At 45.0% G+C, this 23,323-nt stretch carries 25 protein-coding genes; 10 read left to right on the plus strand and 15 right to left on the minus strand.

The annotated features are described in order from the left end of the window. From FD975_RS05475 to FD975_RS05535, 13 genes are all read right to left on the minus strand, one after another. Complete coding sequence (locus FD975_RS05475) at positions 1-1,371, minus strand: FimV/HubP family polar landmark protein (RefSeq protein WP_251371135.1); 1,371 nt, start codon at positions 1,369-1,371, stop codon at positions 1-3. Between the two features lie 7 nt (positions 1,372-1,378). After that, on the minus strand, positions 1,379-2,542 hold the full coding sequence (gene asd, locus FD975_RS05480) for an aspartate-semialdehyde dehydrogenase (protein WP_215300857.1): 1,164 nt from the start codon (positions 2,540-2,542) through the stop codon (positions 1,379-1,381). Between the two features lie 40 nt (positions 2,543-2,582). Further along, positions 2,583-3,653, minus strand: coding sequence for a 3-isopropylmalate dehydrogenase (gene leuB / locus FD975_RS05485; RefSeq protein ID WP_215300859.1), 1,071 nt, complete (start codon positions 3,651-3,653; stop codon positions 2,583-2,585). Between the two features lie 24 nt (positions 3,654-3,677). Further along, positions 3,678-4,325 (minus strand): 3-isopropylmalate dehydratase small subunit, encoded by a 648-nt coding sequence (leuD, locus tag FD975_RS05490; protein WP_215300861.1) that lies wholly within the window; start codon positions 4,323-4,325, stop codon positions 3,678-3,680. Positions 4,326-4,356: 31 nt separating this feature from the next. Further along, positions 4,357-4,566 carry a hypothetical protein gene (locus tag FD975_RS05495; protein WP_215300863.1) on the minus strand — a complete coding sequence of 70 codons (210 nt, stop codon included), beginning with the start codon at positions 4,564-4,566 and terminating at the stop codon, positions 4,357-4,359. 9 nt (positions 4,567-4,575) lie between these two features. Beyond that, positions 4,576-5,985, minus strand: coding sequence for a 3-isopropylmalate dehydratase large subunit (gene leuC / locus FD975_RS05500; RefSeq protein WP_215300865.1), 1,410 nt, complete (start codon positions 5,983-5,985; stop codon positions 4,576-4,578). An 18-nt stretch (positions 5,986-6,003) separates the two neighbouring features. Beyond that, positions 6,004-7,317, minus strand: a complete 1,314-nt coding sequence (gene gltA, locus FD975_RS05505) for a citrate synthase (RefSeq protein WP_215300867.1) — start codon at positions 7,315-7,317, stop codon at positions 6,004-6,006. 83 nt (positions 7,318-7,400) lie between these two features. After that, positions 7,401-7,670, minus strand: coding sequence for a succinate dehydrogenase assembly factor 2 (locus FD975_RS05510; RefSeq protein ID WP_215300868.1), 270 nt, complete (start codon positions 7,668-7,670; stop codon positions 7,401-7,403). Beyond that, complete coding sequence (locus tag FD975_RS05515; RefSeq protein ID WP_215300870.1) at positions 7,667-8,371, minus strand: succinate dehydrogenase iron-sulfur subunit; 705 nt, start codon at positions 8,369-8,371, stop codon at positions 7,667-7,669. Before FD975_RS05515 ends, FD975_RS05510 begins: the two co-directional genes overlap by 4 nt. 17 nt (positions 8,372-8,388) lie before the next feature. Beyond that, positions 8,389-10,167 carry a succinate dehydrogenase flavoprotein subunit gene (sdhA, locus tag FD975_RS05520; RefSeq protein ID WP_215300872.1) on the minus strand — a complete coding sequence of 593 codons (1,779 nt, stop codon included), beginning with the start codon at positions 10,165-10,167 and terminating at the stop codon, positions 8,389-8,391. A gap of 4 nt (positions 10,168-10,171) precedes the next feature. Further along, positions 10,172-10,537: a succinate dehydrogenase, hydrophobic membrane anchor protein gene (sdhD, locus tag FD975_RS05525; protein WP_215300874.1), complete on the minus strand. Its 366-nt coding sequence runs from the start codon at positions 10,535-10,537 to the stop codon at positions 10,172-10,174. 24 nt (positions 10,538-10,561) lie between these two features. Then, positions 10,562-10,981 (minus strand): succinate dehydrogenase, cytochrome b556 subunit, encoded by a 420-nt coding sequence (gene sdhC, locus FD975_RS05530; protein ID WP_215300876.1) that lies wholly within the window; start codon positions 10,979-10,981, stop codon positions 10,562-10,564. A gap of 143 nt (positions 10,982-11,124) precedes the next feature. After that, a complete protein-coding gene (locus tag FD975_RS05535) occupies positions 11,125-11,862 on the minus strand; it encodes a GntR family transcriptional regulator (RefSeq protein ID WP_215300878.1) in 738 nt (245 codons plus the stop codon). Between the two features lie 150 nt (positions 11,863-12,012). On the opposite strand from FD975_RS05535, the gene FD975_RS05540 reads away from it, so the two are divergent. Together FD975_RS05540 and FD975_RS05545 are read left to right on the plus strand one after the other, a co-directional pair. Then, on the plus strand, positions 12,013-13,002 hold the full coding sequence (locus tag FD975_RS05540; protein ID WP_215300881.1) for a malate dehydrogenase: 990 nt from the start codon (positions 12,013-12,015) through the stop codon (positions 13,000-13,002). A 12-nt stretch (positions 13,003-13,014) separates the two neighbouring features. Beyond that, positions 13,015-13,383, plus strand: a complete 369-nt coding sequence (locus FD975_RS05545) for a hypothetical protein (RefSeq protein ID WP_215300883.1) — start codon at positions 13,015-13,017, stop codon at positions 13,381-13,383. Positions 13,384-13,464: 81 nt separating this feature from the next. On the opposite strand, the gene FD975_RS05550 is transcribed toward FD975_RS05545, so the two are convergent. After that, positions 13,465-14,676, minus strand: coding sequence for a DUF2863 family protein (locus tag FD975_RS05550; protein WP_215300888.1), 1,212 nt, complete (start codon positions 14,674-14,676; stop codon positions 13,465-13,467). An 11-nt stretch (positions 14,677-14,687) separates the two neighbouring features. After that, positions 14,688-15,464 carry a peroxide stress protein YaaA gene (gene yaaA, locus FD975_RS05555; protein WP_215300890.1) on the minus strand — a complete coding sequence of 259 codons (777 nt, stop codon included), beginning with the start codon at positions 15,462-15,464 and terminating at the stop codon, positions 14,688-14,690. A 68-nt stretch (positions 15,465-15,532) separates the two neighbouring features. On the opposite strand from yaaA, the gene FD975_RS05560 reads away from it, so the two are divergent. The 8 genes from FD975_RS05560 (at position 15,533) to FD975_RS05595 (ending at position 23,317) form a co-directional block, all read left to right on the plus strand. Beyond that, entirely contained in the window at positions 15,533-16,735 is a 1,203-nt protein-coding gene (locus tag FD975_RS05560) for a methionine aminotransferase (RefSeq protein WP_215300892.1), read from the plus strand. A gap of 41 nt (positions 16,736-16,776) precedes the next feature. Next, complete coding sequence (locus tag FD975_RS05565; RefSeq protein ID WP_215303882.1) at positions 16,777-17,484, plus strand: glutathione binding-like protein; 708 nt, start codon at positions 16,777-16,779, stop codon at positions 17,482-17,484. 1 nt (position 17,485) lies between these two features. Beyond that, on the plus strand, positions 17,486-18,340 hold the full coding sequence (locus FD975_RS05570) for a 3-hydroxybutyryl-CoA dehydrogenase (protein WP_215300894.1): 855 nt from the start codon (positions 17,486-17,488) through the stop codon (positions 18,338-18,340). A 42-nt stretch (positions 18,341-18,382) separates the two neighbouring features. Further along, on the plus strand, positions 18,383-18,862 hold the full coding sequence (locus FD975_RS05575; RefSeq protein ID WP_215300895.1) for a DUF3429 domain-containing protein: 480 nt from the start codon (positions 18,383-18,385) through the stop codon (positions 18,860-18,862). Positions 18,863-18,872: 10 nt separating this feature from the next. Next, complete coding sequence (locus tag FD975_RS05580; protein WP_215300897.1) at positions 18,873-20,186, plus strand: replication-associated recombination protein A; 1,314 nt, start codon at positions 18,873-18,875, stop codon at positions 20,184-20,186. Next, positions 20,183-20,824: a 2-hydroxychromene-2-carboxylate isomerase gene (locus tag FD975_RS05585; protein WP_215300899.1), complete on the plus strand. Its 642-nt coding sequence runs from the start codon at positions 20,183-20,185 to the stop codon at positions 20,822-20,824. Before FD975_RS05580 ends, FD975_RS05585 begins: the two co-directional genes overlap by 4 nt. Positions 20,825-20,905: 81 nt before the next feature. Beyond that, complete coding sequence (locus FD975_RS05590; protein ID WP_371743403.1) at positions 20,906-21,454, plus strand: peptidylprolyl isomerase; 549 nt, start codon at positions 20,906-20,908, stop codon at positions 21,452-21,454. Positions 21,455-21,490: 36 nt separating this feature from the next. Beyond that, a complete protein-coding gene (locus FD975_RS05595) occupies positions 21,491-23,317 on the plus strand; it encodes a bifunctional chorismate-binding protein/class IV aminotransferase (RefSeq protein WP_215300903.1) in 1,827 nt (608 codons plus the stop codon). Positions 23,318-23,323 lie beyond the last annotated feature (6 nt).

Below are 23,323 nucleotides of genomic sequence, written 5' to 3' on the forward strand. Positions count from 1 at the left end.
TTAGCTACTACTATTTGAAATCTCGACCAACATACCCTTAGCTTCAACCACAATCTCAGGGTCGATTGAAGCGCCAATACGAACAATCTCTTCAAGAGATTTTTTGGCCGCAGAAAAATCCTCAATAGTGATATAAGCGCGGGCAAGATTTAAACGTACCCTCAGCTCATCTGGCGTTAAATCTGAGGTAGTGGGCTTAGCAACAGGTAGATCTAGGTTAATGCTTCCGAACAGTGCCTTAGCCTTATCAGACATGCCCTCATGATGATGCTCATGAGGGGTATGTTCGGTTTTATGATGAATTGGCGGCATGGATTCTGTCTGCTCGCTCTCATAGGGGTAGTCACGAGCTTGAGGACTAGGCAGGGAATTTTTACGTGACTGGCTCATAAAGAACCAAATTAAGAGAGCGGTAAGTAAAACAAGAGCAATCAAACCCAGAACAGATGCTTTGACATTAAACCCACTTTTTTTAAGCTCAACAACTTCGGAGATGCCCTGAGATTGATCTAATAATTTTTTTAAGTCAGCAATATTTTTCTCTAGCTCCACCACTCTGGCGTTAGTTTGTTCCAGAATTTTTTCTTGGGCTACTATTTCTTCTGTAATCCGCTTGGTGTCAGCATCGGCATCACCACTAGAACCAATCTTTAAGCGATTAGCGGGATTAACCGCTTCATCAGCACTCACTTCAACACTGGCTGAATTAGTCTTTTTCTCAGACCATTGTTGGGCAGCAGACTCAACAAACTTTTGAGCCTCCTTCGAATTAATTGCCTGTACTGTCTCAGGTTTAGGGATCAAGAGCTCGGAGCCTGCCAACAAACGATTAATATTTCCGCCAGCAAAAGCATCGGGATTGGCTTGATATAAAGCCATCATTTTTTGATCAAGCGTAAATTCCGGACGATCCGAATCCATCTGCGAAGCAATTGAAGACAGTGTTTGTCCAGGCTCCACAAGGAACTTAGGAATACTTCCATTTACAAAAGTAAATATTCTAGTAATCGATCCTGAAGACCAATTTAAGGTCAGCAACAAATCAACAAAGATGTCATCTGTAATGGGCACAGGTTTTACTGTCTCAACTAGCACCATCAATCGCTCATCTTTTGATCTATAGACCATAACTTGAGCATTAAAGTCTAAAATTTTGGATGAAATACCAAGTCGCTCATACTCACTTGAGGGCGGTATGGAGGCTGATAGAGTCGATAAAAGATTTTGCTCGTCGGCAGCTAACTCGATTGGCACCTCAATACGAAGAGTTTCACCGGGACTGGATACTAAATTTGCTTTACCCAATGAAATAGCAAAAGCACCAGTAGAAAGCGCTAAGCTAATAATTCCCGCAAAGAAAAGTTTGAGCATCTGAGCCTTAAGCATTGTCAGCCAATAAAATTCTTAACATCCGACGTAAAGGCTCAGCAGCGCCCCACAAGAGTTGATCGCCGACTGTAAATGCACCAAGATACTCTGGGCCCATCGCCATCTTATGCAAACGGCCAATAGGGACCGTCAAAGTACCGCTAATTGCTGCTGGAGATAATTCACGCTCAGTAGTCTCGCGGTCGTTTGGAATTACCTTAACCCATTGATTATCGTTAGCTAAGATTGTTTCGATTTCCTTTAAGGGAATATCTTTTTTCAGTTTGACAGTCAAGCCTTGGGAGTGGCAACGCATAGCGCCAACGCGAACACATAAACCGTCAATTGGAATACTTCCAGGAGATCTAAATGGAGGTCGGCCTAGGATCTTATTAAACTCAGCGCCGCCCTTCCACTCTTCTTTAGTTTGGCCATTCTCTACCGGGACATCAATCCAGGGTATCAAGCTACCAGCTAAAGGGGTATTACGAAAGTTTTTCTTCGGGAAATCTGGGGAACGTAAAGTATCGGTAACTTTTCGATCAATATCTAAGATCCATGAAGACGGATCGGCTAATTCAGTTGCCACGCTGTCACGTAATGCACCCATTTGCAACAACAACTCACGCATGTTTTGAGCGCCAGCTCCAGAGGCCGCCTGATATGTCATAGCGCTAATCCACTCAACCATATCGGCCTTCACCAAGCCACCCATCGCCATCATCATTAAGCTAACTGTGCAGTTGCTACCAATCCAATTTTTTCCGCCTGCAGCTAATGCTTTATCAATTACAGGTCGATTCACAGGATCTAAAATTAAGACTGCATCATCTTTCATGCGCAATGCGCTAGCTGCATCAATCCAGTGACCTTGCCAACCGGCAGCGCGTAGTTGAGGAAAAATCTCATTGGTGTAGTCACCGCCCTGGCAGGTCAAAATGATGTCACAACGGGAAAGCGCTTTGATGTCATTTGCGTTGAGCAACACATTCTCGCTCTTGGTCACCTTCTGACCATTCAAGAGCGGCACTTCACCGCCTGCCTGACTAGTACTGAAAAATACAGGTTCAATCAGATCAAAATCTTTTTCAGCCAGCATCCTCTCCATAAGGACGCTACCGACCATACCGCGCCAGCCTACTAAGCCTACTAATGGTGTTTTTGTATTTGCCATGATGAATGATCTATTGAATGTATATGTAATGTGACAATGGTTATGAAAGAGCGGCTACAACCGCATCACCCATTTCCACTGTAGATACCTTTTTTGTACCTTCTGTAAAAATGTCAGCAGTTCGCAATCCCAGTGATAAGACCTTTTGCACTGCCGCTTCGATACGATCAGCTTCAGATGGCATACCCAGGGAGTAGCGCAACATCATCGCAGCAGACAGAATTGTTGCTAATGGATTAGCAATGCCCTTGCCAGCGATATCTGGCGCTGATCCATGGCTTGGCTCATACAGGCCTTTATTATTTTTATCTAATGAAGCTGATGGCAACATCCCAATCGAGCCGGTCAACATCGAAGCTTCGTCAGAGAGAATATCGCCAAACAAGTTGCCCGTAACGACTACGTCAAACGCTTTGGGGGCCTTGACCAACTGCATTGCTGCGTTATCAACATACATATGTGATAACTCAACGTCTGGATATTCTTTGCCAACACGAATCATGACATCACGCCAAAGTTGCGATGTCTCAAGAACATTCGCCTTATCAACGCTACATACTTTTTTACCGCGTTTACGTGCAGCCTCAAAAGCAACTCGACCAATACGCTCCACTTCTGGCTCGCTGTAATGCATCATGTCGTAACCTTCACGTGCACCCTTAAATAAAGGAAGCTCAGATGCACGAATGCCGCGAGGCTGACCAAAGTAGATATCGCCATTAAGCTCGCGAATAATCAAGATATCGAGGCCACTCACAATTTCAGGCTTAAGACTGGAGGCAGCTGTTAGCTCCTTGTAACAAATTGCTGGCCTGAAATTGGCAAATAATTCCAAATGCTTGCGCAATCCTAAAATGGCTTGCTCGGGACGTAGTTTACGAGCCAATGTGTCGTATTTCCAGTCACCAACAGCACCGAACAAAATAGCGTCTGCTTTTTTAGCAAGCTCTAAGGTAGCTGGAGGGAGTGGATGACCGGCTAGATCATAAGCGGCGCCGCCAACGGGGGCTGTCTCAAGGTCGAATTTAGGACCAAGCGCGTTTAAAACCTTAACGGCTTCAGCAACAATTTCCGGGCCGATACCATCGCCCGGTAGGACTGCAATTTTCATGAAAGGCCTTTAACTGAATAAAAACTACGGCAGTTGCGTCGCAAGCCAAGGCATTTTCAGGATGCGCTCAGCCTCATAAGCCTTGATTTTATCTGCATGTTGAAGGGTTAAGCCAATATCGTCTAAGCCGTTCAGAAGGCAATGCTTCCTGAATGGGGCTACATCAAAGCTATAGGCTGTGCCATCGGGCGCAATTACTTGCTGAGCATCTAAATCAATAGTGAGCTGATAACCAGCAAAAGCAAGTGTTTCATTAAATAAATGGTCAACCTGGAGCTCTGTGAGAACTATTGGCAAAAGACCATTTTTAAAGCAATTATTGTAGAAAATATCTGCAAAACTAGGGGCAATCACCGCTCTGAAGCCATACTGATCCAAAGCCCAAGGTGCATGCTCGCGAGAGCTGCCACAGCCGAAATTCTTGCGGGCCAGCAAAATACCAGCATCTTTATAGCGCGGCTGGTTTAAAACAAAATCTGGATTAATCGGGCGGGTGCTGCAATCTTGACCAGGTTCACCATGGTCTAAATAGCGCCACTCGTCAAATAGGTTTTGACCAAAGCCCGTTTTCTTAATCGACTTTAAGAACTGCTTTGGGATGATGGCATCGGTATCGACATTCTCGCGATTGAGCGGGGCAACCAAGCCTTTATATACCTTAAATTTTTCCATAATGATCTTTTGCTAAATATCGACTGCACGCTTACTTGACTGGCGTCACAACAACATCTTTCCCCTGAGTTTGGGACTGATTGGATGTGTTGGAATTTTTGCTGCCACCCATGGAGTTGCCCATAGTTTGCAAATCTTTACCAACACCCTCCATCGTATTTGCACAAGCAGAAAGAATGATTCCCGCAATAGCAACGATAGTTAACTTTTTAATCATTGTGAAAGAAGACCATTTAAACACTGTATTTCCTTAAGAAATTTTACGAACATCAACGAAGTGGCCTTCAATCGCAGCAGCAGCAGCCATCGCAGGACTAACTAAATGGGTTCTACCGCCATTGCCCTGGCGACCTTCAAAATTTCGATTAGAAGTTGAAGCACAACGCTCACCTGGCTCTAAACGATCAGCATTCATTGCCAAGCACATAGAGCAACCTGGCTCACGCCACTCAAAGCCCGCAGCTTTAAAAACCCGATCTAAACCTTCACGCTCAGCCTGAGCCTTTACTAAGCCAGAACCAGGAACGACCAAGGCTAATTTGACATTGGCTGCTACCTTTTTACCCAGACGATCAACAACCTTGGCAGCGGCACGGATATCCTCAATACGACTGTTGGTGCAAGACCCGATAAAAACTTTATCAATTGAAATATTGCTAAGCGGAGTATTGGGAACAAGACCCATGTACTCCAGCGCACGTTCCATTGCAGAACGCTTGTTTGCGTCACGCTCTTTTTCCGGATCAGGAACTCGATCGCTAATAGCTAGAACCATTTCTGGAGAAGTACCCCAAGTGACTTGAGGGGCAATTTCTTCAGCGCGTAACTCCACTACTGCATCAAATTTGGCATCCACATCTGAATGTAAGGTACGCCAATATTGCAAGGCATGACGTAGAGCCTCTCCTTTAGGGGCATAAGGCCTACCTTGAATATATTCAATAGTAGTTTCATCTACTGCCACCAGTCCAGCACGAGCACCAGCCTCAATTGCCATATTGCAGAGGGTCATGCGACCTTCCATAGACAAATTGCGGATGGCTTCACCTGCAAACTCAATCGTGTAACCAGTGCCGCCAGCAGTGCCAATCTTGCCGATCACAGCAAGCACGATATCTTTCGCAGTGGAACCAGGTTGGAGGCGTCCATCCACCTTGACCAGCATGTTCTTACTCTTTTTCATGAGCAAGGTTTGCGTGGCTAATACATGCTCCACTTCTGATGTACCAATACCAAATGCCAATGCACCAAAGGCACCATGCGTACTTGTATGAGAATCACCGCAGACAACTGTCATGCCCGGCAAGGTTGCACCCTGCTCTGGTCCAATCACGTGAACAATTCCTTGGCGCAGATCATTCATCTTGTATTGAGTAATACCAAAGGCATCACAGTTTTGATCCAGCGTATCTACTTGTAACTTCGATATTGGATCTGTAATGCCCTCAGAGCGGTCCGTTGTTGGAACATTGTGATCTGAAACCGCCAGATTGGCGGAGATGCGCCACACTGGTCGGCCTGCAAGATTTAACCCCTCAAAAGCTTGAGGACTTGTCACCTCGTGCAATAACTGACGATCTATATAAATTGTGGCCGTGCCATCCTCTTCGGAATAGACGACATGGTCATCCCACAATTTGTCGTAAAGCGTACGTGACATGGAAACCCTCTAAAGCTTTTATTTACGCACAGTAATGTTAGGAACTTTACGTGAAGTTTCCCCAACATATAACTGACGTGGACGGCCAATCTTGTACTCAGGATCAGTAATCATTTCTTCCCACTGAGCAATCCAACCCACTGTTCTTGCTAAGGCAAAAATACAGGTAAACATTTCAGTTGGCACGCCTAGTGCGCGCTGAACAATTCCTGAGTAAAAGTCAACGTTTGGATAGAGCTTACGGCTTACGAAGTACTCGTCTTCCAATGCAATCTTCTCAAGCGTCATAGCCAATTTGAATAATGGATCATTCTCAAGACCCATTTCTTTTAATACCTCGTGGCAAGTTTCACGCATGAGTTTTGCACGTGGGTCAAAGTTTTTATAAACGCGATGACCAAAGCCCATGAGGCGAACGCTTGAGTTCTTATCTTTTACTTGAGCGATAAATTCATGAATATTATCTACGCCACCATTAGCCTGAATTTCATTCAACATCTGCAAGCAAGCTTCATTGGCTCCACCGTGGGCAGGACCCCACAAACAAGCGATACCTGCAGAGATAGCAGCAAATGGATTTGTGCCAGACGATCCACACAAGCGCACTGTTGATGTAGAAGCGTTTTGCTCATGGTCAGCATGCAATGTGAAGATGCGATCTAAAGCGCGCACCAAGACTGGATTGACTTTGTACTCTTCACACGGTGTTGCAAACATCATGCGCATGAAGTTTGCTGTGTAGGATAAGGAATTATCAGGATAGATAAAAGGTTGGCCTACAGAGTATTTATAAGCCATTGCAACCAGTGTTGGCATCTTCGCAATTAAGCGAATTTGAGCAACTTCACGGGCATGTGGATCGCTGTAATCAATCTCATCATGATAGAAGGCAGCCATTGCACCAACCAAGCCAGTTAAGACTGACATTGGATGGGCATCGCGACGGAAGCCGCGCAAGAAAAATTGCATTTGCTCATGAACCATCGTGTGATGCATGACCATCTCTTCAAAATCTTTTTTCTGCTTAGCGTTTGGTAACTCACCGTTCAACAGTAAATAGCAAACCTCTAAGAAGTCGCAGTTATGCGCAAGATCTTCGATTGGATAACCACGATAAAGCAGTTCACCCTTATCGCCATCGATATAAGTGATTTTGCTATTACAAGAAGCTGTGGATAAAAAACCTGAATCGTAGGTGAACTTACCGGTTTGACCGTAAAGCTTACGAATATCAATTACATCAGGACCAATCGTGCCTTTATAAATTGGCAAGTCGATATCTGGTGTACCGTCCGAAAAAGATAATTTTGCCTTGATGTCCGATTCAATCATTTCTAATCCTTAGTCATTCAAATTGATGATTAATACACTATTTGATCATGCGTCTGTACTGCTGTTGCAAGCAAAAGCCTAAATTACTTCTGTCTCAGCTTTTGTAAAACAGCCTTAAAGGCTGCTTCTTGCGATTCTTTTTCCAATGCCGCCACTGAATCCTTGCGACCGATCAACAAATCCATCAGGTCATTATCTTCTAAGGCTAGCAACTGGCTTAATACTTTTCCATCTTCCGCATTGAGTTGAGAGCCGTGGCGCTCAAAAAAACGCTGCAGAATTAGATCGTTTTCAAGCAAACCCCTGCGGGCATCACTCTTTAAGCGATATAACTCTGCATTAGTGAGGGTCATACCGCCCTACGCACCATCAATTCCTTAATCTTTCCAATTGCTTTGGTCGGATTCAAATGCTTAGGACAAACATCCACGCAGTTCATGATGGTGTGGCAACGGAACAGGCGATACGGATCTTCCAGGTTATCCAAACGCTGAGCAGTATCTTCATCACGACTATCCGCAATGAAACGATATGCCTGCAACAAACCTGCTGGACCAACGAACTTATCCGGATTCCACCAGAAAGATGGGCATGAGGTTGAGCATGATGCGCACAAGATGCACTCATATAAACCATTCAATTCTTCACGCTCTTCAGGACTCTGGAGACGCTCTTTCTCAGGGAATGGATTGTCATTGACCAAGTAAGGCTTGATAGATAGATACTGCTTGAAGAACAAGGTCATATCCACAATCAAATCACGCACGACTGGTAAGCCAGGTAATGGGCGCAGTGTAATGACTTTAGGCAAGGTCAACATATTAGTTAAGCAAGCCAAACCATTCTTACCGTTAATATTCATCGCATCAGAGCCACAAACACCTTCACGGCATGAACGACGATAAGAAATTGTTTCGTCTTGTTTCTTGAGAGAAATCAAAGCGTCTAACAACATACGCTCACCAGTCAATTCAAGCTCATAACGTTCCATGCGAGGAGCTGCATCGACATCAGGATCGTAGCGGTAAATTTCAAATATACGAATATCACTCATTTTTAATTTCTCTTCGCTTAGAAAGTACGTTCTTTAGGTGGGAAAGACTCAACGGTCAATGGCTTCAGAACAACCGGCTTGTAATCCAAGCGATTGCCCTCGCTATACCAAAGCGTGTGCTTCATCCAGTTGTCATCATCACGATGTTGATGATCATCATGTGAGTGTGCGCCACGACTTTCAGTACGCGCTGCTGCTGAAATCATGGTTGCGTTTGCAGCTTCGATCAAGTTAGCAACTTCCAAAGCCTCGATACGAGCAGTGTTGAAAATTTCAGACTTGTCTTTAAGCCATAAATGTTTAGCACGCTCAGTGAGCTTTGCCATCTGACGAACACCTTCATCCATCAACTCTTGGTTACGGAATACACCGGCGTATTTCTGCATGGTTTTGCGAATGTCATTTGCAACATCTTGTGCATACTCACCTGAAGTCGAGTTATCAAGAGCAGCAATACGAGCCATTGTTTGCTCGCCAGCATTAGCAGGCAATGGCTTGAACTCACGATTCTTGAGGTCCATTGCAACAATGTGATTGCCAGCCGCACGACCAAACACCAGCAAGTCCAGTAATGAGTTAGTACCCAAACGGTTTGCACCGTGAACTGATACGCAAGAGCACTCGCCGATTGCATAGAGACCGTTAACGATCTCGTTGTGTTTTCCATTGCCCGGCACAACAACTTGACCATTGATGTTGGTAGGAATACCGCCCATCTGATAGTGAATTGTTGGCACAACTGGAATAGGCTCTTTGGTAACGTCAACGTTAGCAAAATTAATACCGATTTCATAAACAGAAGGCAAACGCTTCATGATGGTCTCGGCACCGATGTGCGTTAAGTCGAGCACTACATAATCGCCATTCGGTCCACAGCCACGACCTTCTTTAATCTCTTGGTCCATACAGCGAGAAACGAAATCGCGTGGTGCTAAGTCTTTATAAGTTGGTGCATAACGCTCCATAAAGCGCTCGCCATCCTTGTTACGCAAGATGCCGCCTTCACCACGGCAACCCTCAGTCAACAACACACCTGCACCAGCTACGCCAGTTGGGTGGAATTGCCAGAATTCCATGTCTTCCAATGGAATACCTGCGCGTGCTGCTAGACCCATACCGTCGCCAGTATTAATAAAGGCGTTGGTAGATGCATCCCAAATACGACCTGCACCGCCAGTAGCCATCATGACCACTTTAGTTTCGAGAATGTAAACCTGGCCGGTTTCCATTTCAAGCGCAGTAACACCAACAACGTCACCAGCATCATCACGAATGAGATCTAAGGCTAACCACTCAACAAAGAAATTAGTCTTTGCACGCACGTTACGCTGATACAAAGTGTGCAACATGGCATGACCAGTGCGGTCAGCTGCTGCGCAAGCACGTTGAACAGCTTTTTCACCATAGTTGGCTGTATGACCACCAAATGGGCGCTGATAAATCGTACCGTCTGGGTTACGGTCAAAAGGCATACCAAAATGCTCTAACTCGTAAACGACTTTAGGAGCTTCGCGGCACATGAACTCGATCACGTCTTGGTCACCTAACCAGTCTGAACCTTTAATCGTGTCGTAAAAGTGATAGTGCCAGTTATCTTCATTCATATTACCGAGTGAAGCACCGATACCACCCTGCGCAGCCACTGTATGTGAGCGTGTTGGGAAAACTTTAGTTAATACCGCAACGTTCAGGCCAGCTTCCGCTAATTGCAAAGAAGCGCGCATACCTGAACCACCTGCACCAATAATTACCGCGTCGAAACGGCGGCGTGGCAATGCTTTTTTAATCGCGGTCATTGAATTACACTTTCCACAAAATTTGTACGGCATAAGCCGCACAGGCTACGAGATACAACACAGTTAACACTTGCAGTGTTAAACGAATACTGACGGGCTTGATGTAATCCATCCAGATATCGCGGATACCAATCCAAGCGTGATAGAACAAGCTAATAAAGAATAAAAGCGTCAATAGCTTCATGAGCTGATTGCTAAACAATCCAGCCCAACCTTCATATGTCGCGCTACCAGTAATGCAATAGTCAACCAGTAAAACGACTGTGAATACCACCATCACAATGGCAGTAGCACGCTGAATAATCCACTCTTTAAGGCCGTAATGGGCGCCAACAACTAAGCGCTTCGGTCCAATTTGATAAATAGGCATTCGATTTCCTTAATGAAGAAGTGCTTAGTACAAGCCAAATAATTTGAGGCCAACAAGCGCAGTCAAAGCGAGGCCCAGGAAAAATACAAAGATCGCTGAGCGATTAGCGTCAGCCTTTTCAACACCAATCTCTAAATCAAGCAAGAGGTAGCGGATACCAGCGCAGAAATGGTGCAAGAAAGACCAAATTAAGCCCAAAAGAACAAGTTTTACCAACACGTGGCCAGTGATTGCCTGGAATTTTTGGTAACTCATCTCTGAAGCTAGGCTTTGATCAAAAAGATAAAGCAAGAAAGGCAACATCAAAAACAGTGCCGCCCCGCTAATTCGATGAAGAATGGAGACTTTTCCAGCCCAAGGCAATCGGTATTTAATTAGCTGGGCAAGACCAATATTGCGATAAACCGGTCTATCTTTTTTTGTGTTTTGCTGTGCATCAACCATGGGCAATCTCAATCTTTAGGTGGAGGTTCAGTGTGGTTTTGTTGTGTTGCAACATATTCTATTTGAAACCTCAGGGGAGGTGGGGACTTTTTAGCGTTTAAAGGGGTTAAATAGTGGTTTTTACTGATTTTTGAGTGTACTACCTAGTTCAATTTATTGTCGTAGTGCTGATCAGAAGTGTCGTACCTTGCACGCCGAATTTCTACTGGTTTATTCCCGTAGGTAAATGCAACACGTTCAACCGACAACAAGGCAGAGCCCTCCTGAACCTGAAGATGCTTAGCAAGATCTGAATTCGCTAAAACTGCCTTAATTTTTTCTTCCGCCCTCACCATATGAGTGGCGTATTCACTTTCATAAAATGCATACATGGGACCAGGCCAAGCATTAAGGGCTTCAAGCGTCAGCCCTTCAAAGCGCCCTTCCGGCAACCAAATCTCCTCAAATACGATTGGGCGCCCCGCAGAGCTTTGCACGCGGTCAATTCGAATAATGGGGTCCCCTGCCTTTAATTTAAGCAATTTAGCTATATAGGCATCGGATTGTGCGATTTCACAGGCTAAAAACTGGTTTCTGAGGTGCAACTTCTCACCAGAATCAGGCTCTAAGCGTAAAAAACGATACTGAAAGTCTTCTTCTTGGTGGGTGGCTACGAAGGTACCCTTGCCTTGACGTCGCACCAGTAAATTTTGTGCGGCCAACTCATCAATTGCCTTGCGCACGGTTCCCTGGCTGACTGCATATCGAGCTGCAAGCTCCATCTCACTAGGGATGGCATCCCCAGGCAACCATTCTGAGGCCTGCAAACTTGCCAAAATCATGGCTTTAATTTGCTCATAAAGAGGACTAAATGAGGCAATTGGTTCAGATATTAGTGACAAATTAACTCCACAGCAGCTTCTATTGGATAAAATTCAAGCTTATCTCATATCTTATATAAGACATGATTGACAGTGTAAATGGAAAGTCCATACACTTGAATGGATAATAGAAAAGATTTCATTAATTAACCTCAACTGGAGTTATTAGTAATGGCAAAAGCCCCAATGCGTGTTGCAGTCACCGGTGCAGCCGGTCAAATCGGTTATTCCCTCCTTTTTCGCATCGCTAATGGCGATTTATTAGGCAAAGATCAGCCAGTAATCCTCCAGTTACTAGAGATTCCAGACGAAAAGGCTCAAAAAGCCTTAGCTGGCGTGATGATGGAATTAGATGATTGCGCATTCCCATTGTTGGCTGGTATGACAGCCCACTCTGACCCGATGACTGCATTCAAGGATATTGATGTTGCCTTGTTGGTTGGTGCACGTCCTCGTGGCCCTGGCATGGAGCGCAAAGATTTGCTCTCAGCCAATGCTCAGATTTTTACTGCCCAAGGTAAAGCTTTAAATGCAGTAGCTAAGAAAACTGTGAAAGTATTAGTTGTTGGTAACCCAGCAAATACCAATGCATACATCGCCATGAAGTCTGCTCCAGATATTCCTGCAAAGAATTTCACTGCAATGTTGCGCCTCGATCACAACCGCGCGCTCTCTCAATTGGCTAGCAAACTCAATAAGCCAGTTGCTGATATTGAGAAATTGGTTGTTTGGGGTAACCACAGCCCAACAATGTACCCAGACTATCGTTTTGCAACAGTTGATGGCAAGTCTGTCAAAGACAGCATTAATGACCCAGCTTGGAATAAAGACACATTCATTCCTACAGTTGGCAAACGTGGCGCCGCCATTATTGAGGCTCGCGGTCTCTCTTCTGCAGCATCTGCTGCGAATGCAGCAATCGATCACATGCATGACTGGGTTCTGGGCACAAATGGCAAGTGGGTCACCATGGGCATTCCTTCCAAAGGTGAATATGGCATTCCAGCTGAAGTGATTTACGGCTACCCAGTCATTTGCGAAAATGGTGAATACAAAATGGTTGAAGGCTTAGAAATCGATGAGTTCTCACGTGAGCGCATGAATCACACATTGAACGAATTGCTTGAAGAGCAAGCAGGCGTTAAACACCTTCTTTCTTAAGGACTTTCATATATGAAGCGTACCCTTCTCCTCGTAAGCATGATGGCTGCTGGCTTTGTTAGCACAGCCGGTGCAAACGAGGCAGTATCGACTTGGACTTGTAGCGAAAGCAAACAATTTAATACGACCGGGACAATGGAAAAGATTCGCCTAACATGGCAATCCAAAACTTTTGAACTGGTTCGTGAAAATTCTTTGCCTGGAAGTTTACGTTACAAAAATACTACTAGTGGGCATGATCTAGTGGTGCTTGGTAACAAGGCTATGCTTTTTAATATTAAGTCTGGAACTCGTCTTGCAGATTTCTGTCAAACCGCAGAAATGAAAAAGGGTGACCTTCCTCATTTATTCGCTGATGCGGAACCATTTACGCAGAACTAAATCTTAGCTCTGACTCCACAATAAAAAAGCCGAGAATCTCTCGGCTTTTTTACTTTATAAGATTCAAGGTAGACTGAAATGCTAATGAAATAAAGGCTGTTGGGTGGGCGCGTCATCAGGCAACTCTGCATGGACGGCGTCACCCGATCGATCTGGAAACAGAGGGGCTCCGCAATCATCACAGAGCTCTGGGTCAAATAGCATTGCATGACGGAAGACATCTTCAACACCCGCATCCCTAAGGGCGTCGGCGATTCGCTTCATCGGACTCTCATCGTCCGATAAATCATTCAGGGCATCATTAGCAACACTCTCTCGGTCGTATAAAGGCCAAATCACACCATACACAACCTCAGAGGAGCCCTTTAAGCTAAAGGAGATTCGATACTCATCAGCTTGATCTTCACCGAATGCACCAACGACACAGGATAATCCAGCCGGAAGAACTCCAAGCGTACTTTCAAGAAAGTTCACGGCAGCCCGAATGCTTAATGGACGTACCTGCTTATCTGCTAATCGGCAATTTGTAAAATATGCTTCAGGTAATAAGAGCTCAAACTCGCAACCAGGCAAAAGTGCCGCAATAGGTTCTTGCATCATGTTTTGCCAACCTATCAAGCTGACGCCACGCTCTTGACGTGTTGGCGCATCAGCTTGCCACCGGAAAAGTGGTGAGCCGGAAGGTGCGGCAACAGCTGCAATAATAAAACGTGGATCAGCCAAAACTGCAATGGTCTCCGACATCTCTCGCAACTCTAACTTGACCTCACTAGCGCTAATAGCAGCGCTTGCTAAGGCCTCAGTAAGCAGGCGTGTTTGGCAATGTGAGTGTGGCATCTGATCAATGCTGTAAAGCCAGGGAACGATGGATAAGCGTGCATCAGTGGAAGTGATTGAGCTATGTAATGCAGCGGCTGTAGATTCAATGACGCTCACTGAAAGAGCGCCAGAAGGAATCTGATAGCGGGTATGAGCAACAATAGGTAAAGCCAATAAAAGAACATCCCAGTTCTGGCCCTCATGCTCCATTAGCAAAGACTCAGCCAGGGTCTCAGCACAGTCTGCAAGTACCTCGAAGGCCACCGTATTAATTCGAAATGTTTGATCGAGAGCTGCATCAATCACATTTTGATTTTGGCTTTTGAGAAGACGCATTAGGCGAACATTTAAACGTTCCTCCCAAAACTGATCCTCAATGTGACTCCCGGAAGCTGCCAAGGAAATAGCGTCCGCAACTAGGCGCTCGACATCTGGTGAGGAGCGTTGCGAGGATTTAGTGCGATGAACAGCCATGAAGCACTCTCCTACCTTCTTTCGGGACGTCTAAATAGCGGCTTTTCTTCTGTAGATTCAGAGGCAACATATTTGTAACCATCTAAATTGAAGCCTTTTAGATCCACTGGATTAGATATACGGTTCTCGACCACATAGCGCGCCATCAAGCCCCTAGCCCGCTTGGCATAGAAGGAAATGATTTTGTATTTGCCGTCTTTGCCATCCTGAAATACGGGGGAGATGACTGGGCAATCCAAGTTCTTCGCCTGCAAGACCTTAAAGTACTCTTCAGAGGCTAAATTGAGGAGAAAAGGCTTCTTCTGCTTCTCCAGCACTGCCTTTAAGGAATTGGTAACACGCTCACCCCAAAACGCATATAAGTCTTTACCTCGAGCATTTTGAAAGGAGGTGCCCATTTCCAGGCGATAAGGCTGCATTAGATCCAGGGGGCGAAGAGCACCATACAAACCCGAAAGAATGCGAATATGGTCTTGCGCAAAATCAAGGGTCTTTTGATTTAGCGTCTTAACATCAAAACCATCATAGACGTCACCATTAAAGGCGTAAATCGCTGGCCTACTATTTTCTTCAGTAAATTTTTTAGACCAGTCACGGTAGCGCCCCACATTCAGCGCAGCCAATTGATCTGACAGCCCCATGAGATTAGCGACTTCCTGAGGCGAGAGCTTCTTGAGATCCGCTATCAACTTTGCAGATTCAGAGACGAATTCCGGGAGAGTCGGAGCCTTGACCTTGACCGGTGTTTTGTAATCTAAGGATTTAGCAGGTGAAAGGACGATCAGCATGGCACAATTTGAGAATGAATAACTACCATTCTAGCGACTACCTACCTTATTTGCCCTAAACCGCCCGCATGAACCAAAATCCCCTACTGACGCCAGCATTTCCGAGTCGCCTACCAAAAGTAGGAACAACGGTATTTACAGTCATGTCGGCTCTCGCTACAGAGCATCAAGCTATTAACCTAGGGCAAGGCTTTCCAGACTTTCCATGTGATCGAGAGCTCATATCTCAGGTCAACTCAGCAATGCTGTCTGATCAAAATCAATATCCACCAATGATCGGGGTAGCTGAGTTACGTCACGGTGTATCGAAAAAAATATCCACTTTGTATGGTCATGATTACGATCCCGATACAGAAATTACTATCACCGCTGGAGGTACTCAAGGAATCCTGACGGCCATCCTCTCATGCGTCAGCGCTGGCGACGAAGTTGTCATCATCGAGCCTGCTTACGATAGCTATCGCCCTTCGATTGAGATGGCTGGTGGAAAAGTAATCGCTGTATCTTTGATTGCCAATCGTGATGATCAAGGCCGTGTTAATTCTTACTCAATACCTTGGGATGATTTGACCAAAGCAGTTAATCCAAAGACACGACTCGTCATCATCAATACTCCCCATAATCCAACCGGGATGATTTGGCAGAAGACCGATCTAGACCGCCTGGCAAATTTAGTGAGAGATACCAATGCGCTGATCTTAAGTGATGAGGTCTACGAGCATATGGTGTACGACGGACATCAACACGCCAGCATAGCCAGCCATCCTGAATTAGCGGCGCGAAGTTTCTTGATATCAAGCTTCGGTAAAACCTACCATGTTACCGGCTGGAAAGTAGGTTATGTAGCTGCACCTGCAGCGATGATGGCGGAGTTTCGCAAGATACATCAATTCAATGTCTTCACAGTAAACACGCCAATGCAATATGGTTTGGCCAATTACCTTATGAATTCCGATCACTACTTAGGGCTGTCATCTTTTTATCAGGCTAAGCGGGATTTCTTTAGCAAAGGCTTAACTCAGACAGGCTTTGAATTATTGCCAGCACCAGCAACCTATTTTCAGTGCGTTAACTACACTAATTTGCAGATCCCTCAAGCCAAGATGGGCGAAGCGGATTTCTGCTCTTGGCTTACAACCAAGATTGGTGTCGCCGCTATTCCAGTATCGGCTTTCTATGCTCATCCGGTTGAGTCCGGCGTTATCCGTTTTTGTTTTGCTAAAAAAGAAGAAACGCTTTCAAAAGCATTAGAGCGTTTACAAACCCTGTAGAAGAGGAATCCATCATGGCAATAAGCAAACCCAAGAAAGACATCATTGATGTTTATAGCTGGCCGACACCAAACGGTCATAAAGTTCACATCATGCTTGAAGAGTGTGGCTATAAATTAGACAAAGACTGGATTGCCCATCCAATTGATATTGGTGCAGGCGATCAGTTCAAGCCAGAATTCTTGGCCATTAGCCCAAATAATAAGATTCCTGCCATCGTTGATCCGCAAGGGCCTGATGGCAAACCGATCCATCTTTTTGAGTCCGGAGCAATATTGCTCTACTTAGCTTCCAAAACAGGGAAGTTTTTACCCAAATCCACTCGGGGTAAATATGAAGTCTTGCAATGGCTCATGTTCCAAATGGGTGGCTTGGGACCCCTATTGGGACAAAACCACCACTTTCGAATCTATGCACCAGAAAAAATTGACTATGCAATCACTCGCTACACCAATGAAGCCAAGCGCCTATATGGCGTGATAGATCATCAACTGAAAGATAATCCTTATATTGCTGGTAAAAATTATTCGATAGCCGATATCGCTATTTTTCCATGGACAAGAAATTGGAAAAACCAAGGCATTGATATTAATGAGTACCCGCATTTTAAGCGGTGGTTTGAAATGGTTGGTGAGCGCCCTGCTGTCAAGCGTGGCGTTGAAGTATTAACTGCATTACGTAAGCCCTTGCATGATGACAAAGCAAGAGAGCAATTATTTGGTTCATCACAGTATCAAAAAAGGAAATAGCATGAAGATTGATTCGGTCGGAGTAATTGGCGCAGGCACGATGGGTAATGGCATTGCGCAAGTTTGTGCAGTTGCAGGTCTTGATGTTGTGATGGTTGATATTAATGACGCTGCTGTTGAACGTGGTTTGAGTCAAATAAGCAAGAGCTTGGATCGACTCGTCAAAAAGGAAACTCTCACAGCTAAAGATAAGGATGCAGCATTAAATCGGATCAAAGGAAGCACATCATATTCAGACTTTAAGGGTCTGCAATTAGTTATTGAAGCTGCTACAGAAAATCAAGCTGTTAAAGAGAAAATCTTGAAACAAGTTGACGAGATCGTCGGCAAAGAAACCATTATTGCCACGAATACTTCTTCACTATCTATTACAAAACTGGCCGCATTAGATTCCAACCCAAGCCGCTTCATTGGCATGCACTTTTTTAATCCTCCGCCGATGATGGCTTTGGTGGAGGTGATTCGAGGCTTACAAACATCTGATGCAACCCATGCAGCAATTATTGAAATGGCTAAGCGCATTGGTAAGGAACCCATTACAGTTAAGAACTCACCAGGCTTTGTGGTCAATCGGATTTTGTTGCCGATGATTAATGAGGCCTTTTTTGTTTTGTACGAAGGACTTGCTAGCCCAGAGGATATTGACGCTGGCATGAAGTTGGGCTGCAACCAACCGATTGGTCCACTTGCATTAGCTGACCTCATTGGTCTTGATACCTGCCTAGCGGTAATGGAAGTCTATTTTGAGAACTTCAGTGACTCTAAGTATCGCCCTTGCCCATTACTTCGTGAGATGGTTGCCGCAGGATATCTCGGTCGTAAGACTGGACGCGGCGTCTACACCTACGATCAATAATTTTCATATTCATCATCTATTAATCAAAATAAAGAAGTTTTTGTGAACCCATTACCCCCTCTCGTTCTTAAATTAGCTTACGCTGGCCTCATCCCTTTTGTGAGTCTCGCTTTAATGGTTCAACTGGCACCAACCCCGCTTAACTACTTAAGCGCCGAATCACTAGCTGGTTATGGGGCTGTGATTACTGCTTTCATGGGCGCATTACATTGGGGCGCTAATTTACATACCCTAGGCAAAGCCCCTCCTGGTGATCGCTGGGAGGATCGAAATGCCTGGATTTGGGGTGTGATACCAGCAGTAGTAGCGTGGGTTGCACTACATATTTATATTCCAGTTGGCCTAGTAATCTTGGCATCGGCTTTACTAATACAACGCAATATCGATAAAGAAACCTATCAGTACTATTTTTCTAGTGAAGAGGCTTGCGCAGCTTTTATGACCTTGCGCAATCGACTGACACTTGTTTCTGCTATCTGTTTAATTTGGTCTGCACTAGTGATTTTGTTTGTACAGAACTAAAACTATAGTAATGGGCAATCTATTTGATCAAGCGCCCCCGCCTCCTTTGGCAGAAGCATTGCGCCCAAAATGTATTGAAGAGGTCATTGGGCAAACCCATCTTTTAGCTTCAGGTAAACCACTCAATCTCACCTTTGCTTCTGGCAAGCCGCATTCAATGATTCTTTGGGGGCCACCAGGGGTGGGTAAAACTACCTTAGCAAGACTTTCAGCAAAAGCCTTTGATCGAGAATTTATAGCTATATCAGCCGTTCTTGCCGGTGTAAAAGAAATTCGCGAGGCTATTGAGCAGGCCCAACAAAGCATGTCGCAATATGGCAGACAAACCATTTTGTTTGTTGATGAAATTCATCGTTTTAATAAAAGCCAACAAGATGCCTTATTACCGCATGTTGAATCTGGATTATTTACCTTCATCGGCGCCACCACTGAAAACCCGTCCTTTGAAGTTAACTCTGCCCTGCTATCACGTGCACAAGTCTATGTACTTAAATCATTAAGCTCTGTAGAACTCAAGCAATTATTTGATAGAGCACGTGAATATACTCTGCCTAGTATTCAATTTGAATCAGCGGCAATCGATAGTCTGATTACCCATGCAGATGGTGACGCTAGGAGATTGCTTAATTTAGTAGAGCAAGTACGTAATGCGGTTACAACACCGAACTCGAATATCCAAAAGGTAGACCAGCAATTTATTGAAAATGCTTTGACCATTCAAGCACGTCGATTTGATAAAGGGGGCGACCACTTTTACGATCAGATTTCCGCTCTACATAAATCAGTGCGCGGTTCTAATCCGGATGCTGCACTGTATTGGTTTTGCCGAATGCTCGATGGCGGAGCAGATCCACGCTATCTTGCAAGAAGAATTATTCGCATGGCATGGGAAGATATCGGTCTTGCCGACCCTAGAGCAATGCAGCTAGCAAATGATGCAGCCCAGACTTTTGAGAGGCTCGGCTCACCGGAAGGAGAGCTAGCGCTTGGGCAAGCAGTGGTTTATTTAGCCGTTGCCGCTAAGAGCAATGCCAGCTATAAAGCTTTCAACGCGGCAAGGGCTTATGTTGCCAATGATCAAAGCAAGCCTGTACCTAACCATTTACGCAATGCCCCAACCAAGCTCATGAAAGAGCTAGGCCATGGTAAGGAATATCGCTATGCACATGATGAGCCACATGCCTATGCTGCTGGAGAGTCTTATCTTCCAGAAGGAATGGCAGAGCCTCATTGGTATGAGCCTGTTGATCGAGGCTTAGAAAGTCAGATTGCCGAAAAGATGGCCTTCTTACGCAAGTTAGACGAGGGATCGAATAAGAAATGAATCAAGACGAGAGTAGCGCCAAAGCGCTGAAAGGGACTTTTTATTACGACATCATTTCTCCGTTTTCATACTTTTACATCAAGCAGCGCCATCGACTTGATCAGCGCGTAGCTATTGAACCAGTTCCTATTTTGCTTGGCGGCCTTTTTCGAGCAACTGATAATCGTGGCCCTGGTGAAGTTGAGGCAAAGCGCCCGCATACCTACCAATATTGTGTGTGGCTGGCTGAAAAGCTGGGTTTGCCATTTTGCTTTCCGGAACACCACCCTTTTCTTACAGTGGCAGCACAGCGTTTACTAGTTCAGGAAAATGCGAATTGGGAAATGGTTGAGCGTGCATTTGAGTATGTTTGGGTTGAGGGCAAAGATCCCAATTTATCTTGGCCAGAATTTTGCCTACACCTTGGTTTATCGGCTGATACGCCTAAGCCAGATTCCCCAGAGATTAAAGCAAAGCTCATCAGCAATACCGAGCGTGCAAAATTGGACGGTGCCTTTGGGGTGCCAACCCTGATCGTAAATGGCCATGCTTTTTGGGGTGTAGATACCATTGATTGGGTGCTAGATTATCTTGATAGGCCAAACATGTTTGAAGAGACGGCATATCACTATGCCGCCCAAGTCCCATCTGGACTTTGAGCAATACAATCAGTTATTAGTTATTTTTTATTCGATTTTTAAGGACCTACTACTATGCGCAAAATAATTGCTTCTCTATTCATGATCACCAGCCTGATTGCTAGCGCTGCAAGCTTTGCAGGACCTAAGGTCGAATTCAAAACCACCATGGGTAACTTTGTTGTTGAGTTGGACTCTGTCAAGGCACCGAAGACCACAACCAATTTTTTAAACTATGTAAATAGCGGTTTTTATAACGGCACCATTTTTCACCGCGTGATTGACAGCTTCATGATTCAAGGTGGCGGCTTTACTCCTGACCTAGTTCAAAAACCAACCAATGCCCCAGTAGTTTCAGAAGCTCAAAATGGCCTTAAGAACCAAACTTATACGATTGCCATGGCGCGCACTTCAGATCCTGATTCTGCTACAGCTCAGTTCTTTATCAACGTTAAAGATAATGAAGGCCTGAATTATCCAAACGCGATGGGCAATGGCTACACAGTATTTGGCAAAGTCATTTCAGGAACTCAAACCATAGATGCTATTCGCAAGATTCCCACCATGGTTGCATCAGCGCCTAAGATGGGTCGTATGGCGGATGTACCTAGTAAGACTGTCACGATTGAATCAGCGACTGTATTGAAGTAATTTTCACCTCTTACTAGAGCCCTGAAGGTCAATAGCATGATATTGCTAGATGACGCTCAAAGCACTCAGACTGAGCCGAGCAGCCGCCTGTATGAACAGGCGCTGCATTGCTGGACTGTCTATCCCCAGCCCAGTCCTTCAGACACAATCACCGCAGTAGATGAATGTCTGCGGAGCATTAATGCAGCATTGACTCGCGGTGAATATGTTGTCGCAGCATTTGCTTATGAATTCGGTCTATATCTTCATAAAATTGAACGGCGCCGAGATGACGTAAAGCGTCAACATCCACTGGTTCAGGCATGGTCATTTAGATCCTATGAGAGCCTAAGCAAGCAGGATGTCGATGCATTCATTAAGGGAAAAGTTGAGATACTTGATTCCGACTCTCAAGTTGCGGGGGTTAGCAATCTTCATGTTTCTATTAATGAAGAGAAGTTCAAGTCTGATATTGAGGCTATTCAAGAATATATTCGTAGTGGTGATGCGTATCAAATTAATCACACCTTTAGAATTACGGGGGAGGCCTACGGTGACCCGCTCGCACTATATGCACGATTAAGAAATCGCCAGCCGGGAAGATTTGGGGCATTTATTAAAAGTGACTCGAACTACATTCTTTCCCAGTCCCCCGAATTATTTATACAGAAGCAAGGCAACACTCTGAAGGCTATGCCTATGAAAGGCACAGCAAGTGCCTTGAGTGATTCAGCAGAGCACTTGTCAGCAGATGCCAAAAATCAGGCAGAGAATGTCATGATCGTCGATTTACTGCGCAACGATCTAAGTCGCCTTGCCTTGCCGGGAACAGTCAGTGTTCCTCAACTTTTTGAAGTTGCCAGGTACGGTGATGTATTGCAAATGACATCAACGGTTCAGGCTCAGGTTAAACCTGGCATTGAATTACGGGATGTCATGAACGCAGTCTTTCCTTGTGGCTCCGTTACAGGTGCACCCAAGAAACGCAGCATGGAGATCATCCAAGAATTAGAGTATCAAGATCGCGGCTACTATTGCGGGGCTCTTGGTTGGATTGATCCTGATGGTGACTTTGCATTTAGCGTACCCATTCGTACACTGGAGATTGATCGGAATCCAGAGACCTTAGCCTCACCTTTTGCTCTAGGTATCGGCGCCGGCATTACGATTGATTCGGAAGCCAAACAAGAATGGGAAGAATGCGAAATTAAGGCAGCCTTCTTGAGTGAGATGCCAAGCGAAATAGGATTATTTGAAACTATCTTAGTTCACCAAGCCAAACCTCAAAATTTACAGCTCCACTTGAAGCGTTTGACTGATTCAGCGCTGGCACTAGGCATACCCTGTGACGTGAGTAACGTCCTCAAATCCATTGAAGATGTTTGCGCAAACTGTAGCAATGATGCTGACTATCGATTGCGAGTAGATTTGAACTCTGCTGGTAATCCCAGTTGCCAAGCCACCCCATTTCGGCCTCTACAAGGTCCAGTAAAGATCTTTTGGGCGAGTGACATTCTTCCCGATCCCAGTAAAGCCACCCTTCACTCAGGCAACATCTTATTAAGACATAAAGTCAACAGTCGGAATATTTATGACCAAGCCTGGAAATTAGCTGAGGATCTTGGTGGCTTTGATGCCTTATTTATTAATGAAAATGGCTTTGTGACCGAAGGGGGAAGAAGCAGTATTTTTATTAAGTCAGGAAGTCGCTGGCTTACACCCCCAGTCTCAGCAGGTCTTCTTCCAGGAGTGATGAGATCAATCATCTTAAATAATCCAAAATGGAATGCCCATGAAGCTAACCTGACTATTGAGGATGTTCTCAATGCAAAAGAGATTATGCTTAGCAACGCCTTACGCGGTCATATCTCCGCCCATTTTTAGAAAGCC

Source organism: Polynucleobacter sp. AP-Jannik-300A-C4 (assembly GCF_018688335.1).
In the GTDB taxonomy this organism is placed as follows: Bacteria; Pseudomonadota; Gammaproteobacteria; order Burkholderiales; family Burkholderiaceae; genus Polynucleobacter.

Bases quoted from the DNA above. Each gene is read 5' to 3' on its own strand.
- FD975_RS05560 (WP_215300892.1), top strand. From the start codon at position 15,533: ATGAACCAAAATCCCCTACTGACGCCAGCATTTCCGAGTCGCCTACCA.
- FD975_RS05590 (WP_371743403.1), top strand. From the start codon at position 20,906: ATGATCACCAGCCTGATTGCTAGCGCTGCAAGCTTTGCAGGACCTAAG.
- FD975_RS05515 (WP_215300870.1), bottom strand. From the start codon at position 8,371: ATGAGTGATATTCGTATATTTGAAATTTACCGCTACGATCCTGATGTC.
- FD975_RS05545 (WP_215300883.1), top strand. From the start codon at position 13,015: ATGAAGCGTACCCTTCTCCTCGTAAGCATGATGGCTGCTGGCTTTGTT.
- FD975_RS05580 (WP_215300897.1), top strand. From the start codon at position 18,873: ATGGGCAATCTATTTGATCAAGCGCCCCCGCCTCCTTTGGCAGAAGCA.
- FD975_RS05585 (WP_215300899.1), top strand. From the start codon at position 20,183: ATGAATCAAGACGAGAGTAGCGCCAAAGCGCTGAAAGGGACTTTTTAT.
- FD975_RS05570 (WP_215300894.1), top strand. From the start codon at position 17,486: ATGAAGATTGATTCGGTCGGAGTAATTGGCGCAGGCACGATGGGTAAT.
- gltA (WP_215300867.1), bottom strand. From the start codon at position 7,317: ATGATTGAATCGGACATCAAGGCAAAATTATCTTTTTCGGACGGTACA.
- leuD (WP_215300861.1), bottom strand. From the start codon at position 4,325: ATGGAAAAATTTAAGGTATATAAAGGCTTGGTTGCCCCGCTCAATCGC.
- sdhA (WP_215300872.1), bottom strand. From the start codon at position 10,167: ATGACCGCGATTAAAAAAGCATTGCCACGCCGCCGTTTCGACGCGGTA.
- sdhD (WP_215300874.1), bottom strand. From the start codon at position 10,537: ATGCCTATTTATCAAATTGGACCGAAGCGCTTAGTTGTTGGCGCCCAT.
- FD975_RS05540 (WP_215300881.1), top strand. From the start codon at position 12,013: ATGGCAAAAGCCCCAATGCGTGTTGCAGTCACCGGTGCAGCCGGTCAA.
- FD975_RS05510 (WP_215300868.1), bottom strand. From the start codon at position 7,670: ATGACCCTCACTAATGCAGAGTTATATCGCTTAAAGAGTGATGCCCGC.
- sdhC (WP_215300876.1), bottom strand. From the start codon at position 10,981: ATGGTTGATGCACAGCAAAACACAAAAAAAGATAGACCGGTTTATCGC.
- leuC (WP_215300865.1), bottom strand. From the start codon at position 5,985: ATGTCACGTACGCTTTACGACAAATTGTGGGATGACCATGTCGTCTAT.
- yaaA (WP_215300890.1), bottom strand. From the start codon at position 15,464: ATGCTGATCGTCCTTTCACCTGCTAAATCCTTAGATTACAAAACACCG.
- FD975_RS05475 (WP_251371135.1), bottom strand. From the start codon at position 1,371: ATGCTCAAACTTTTCTTTGCGGGAATTATTAGCTTAGCGCTTTCTACT.
- FD975_RS05595 (WP_215300903.1), top strand. From the start codon at position 21,491: ATGATATTGCTAGATGACGCTCAAAGCACTCAGACTGAGCCGAGCAGC.
- asd (WP_215300857.1), bottom strand. From the start codon at position 2,542: ATGGCAAATACAAAAACACCATTAGTAGGCTTAGTAGGCTGGCGCGGT.
- leuB (WP_215300859.1), bottom strand. From the start codon at position 3,653: ATGAAAATTGCAGTCCTACCGGGCGATGGTATCGGCCCGGAAATTGTT.
- FD975_RS05550 (WP_215300888.1), bottom strand. From the start codon at position 14,676: ATGGCTGTTCATCGCACTAAATCCTCGCAACGCTCCTCACCAGATGTC.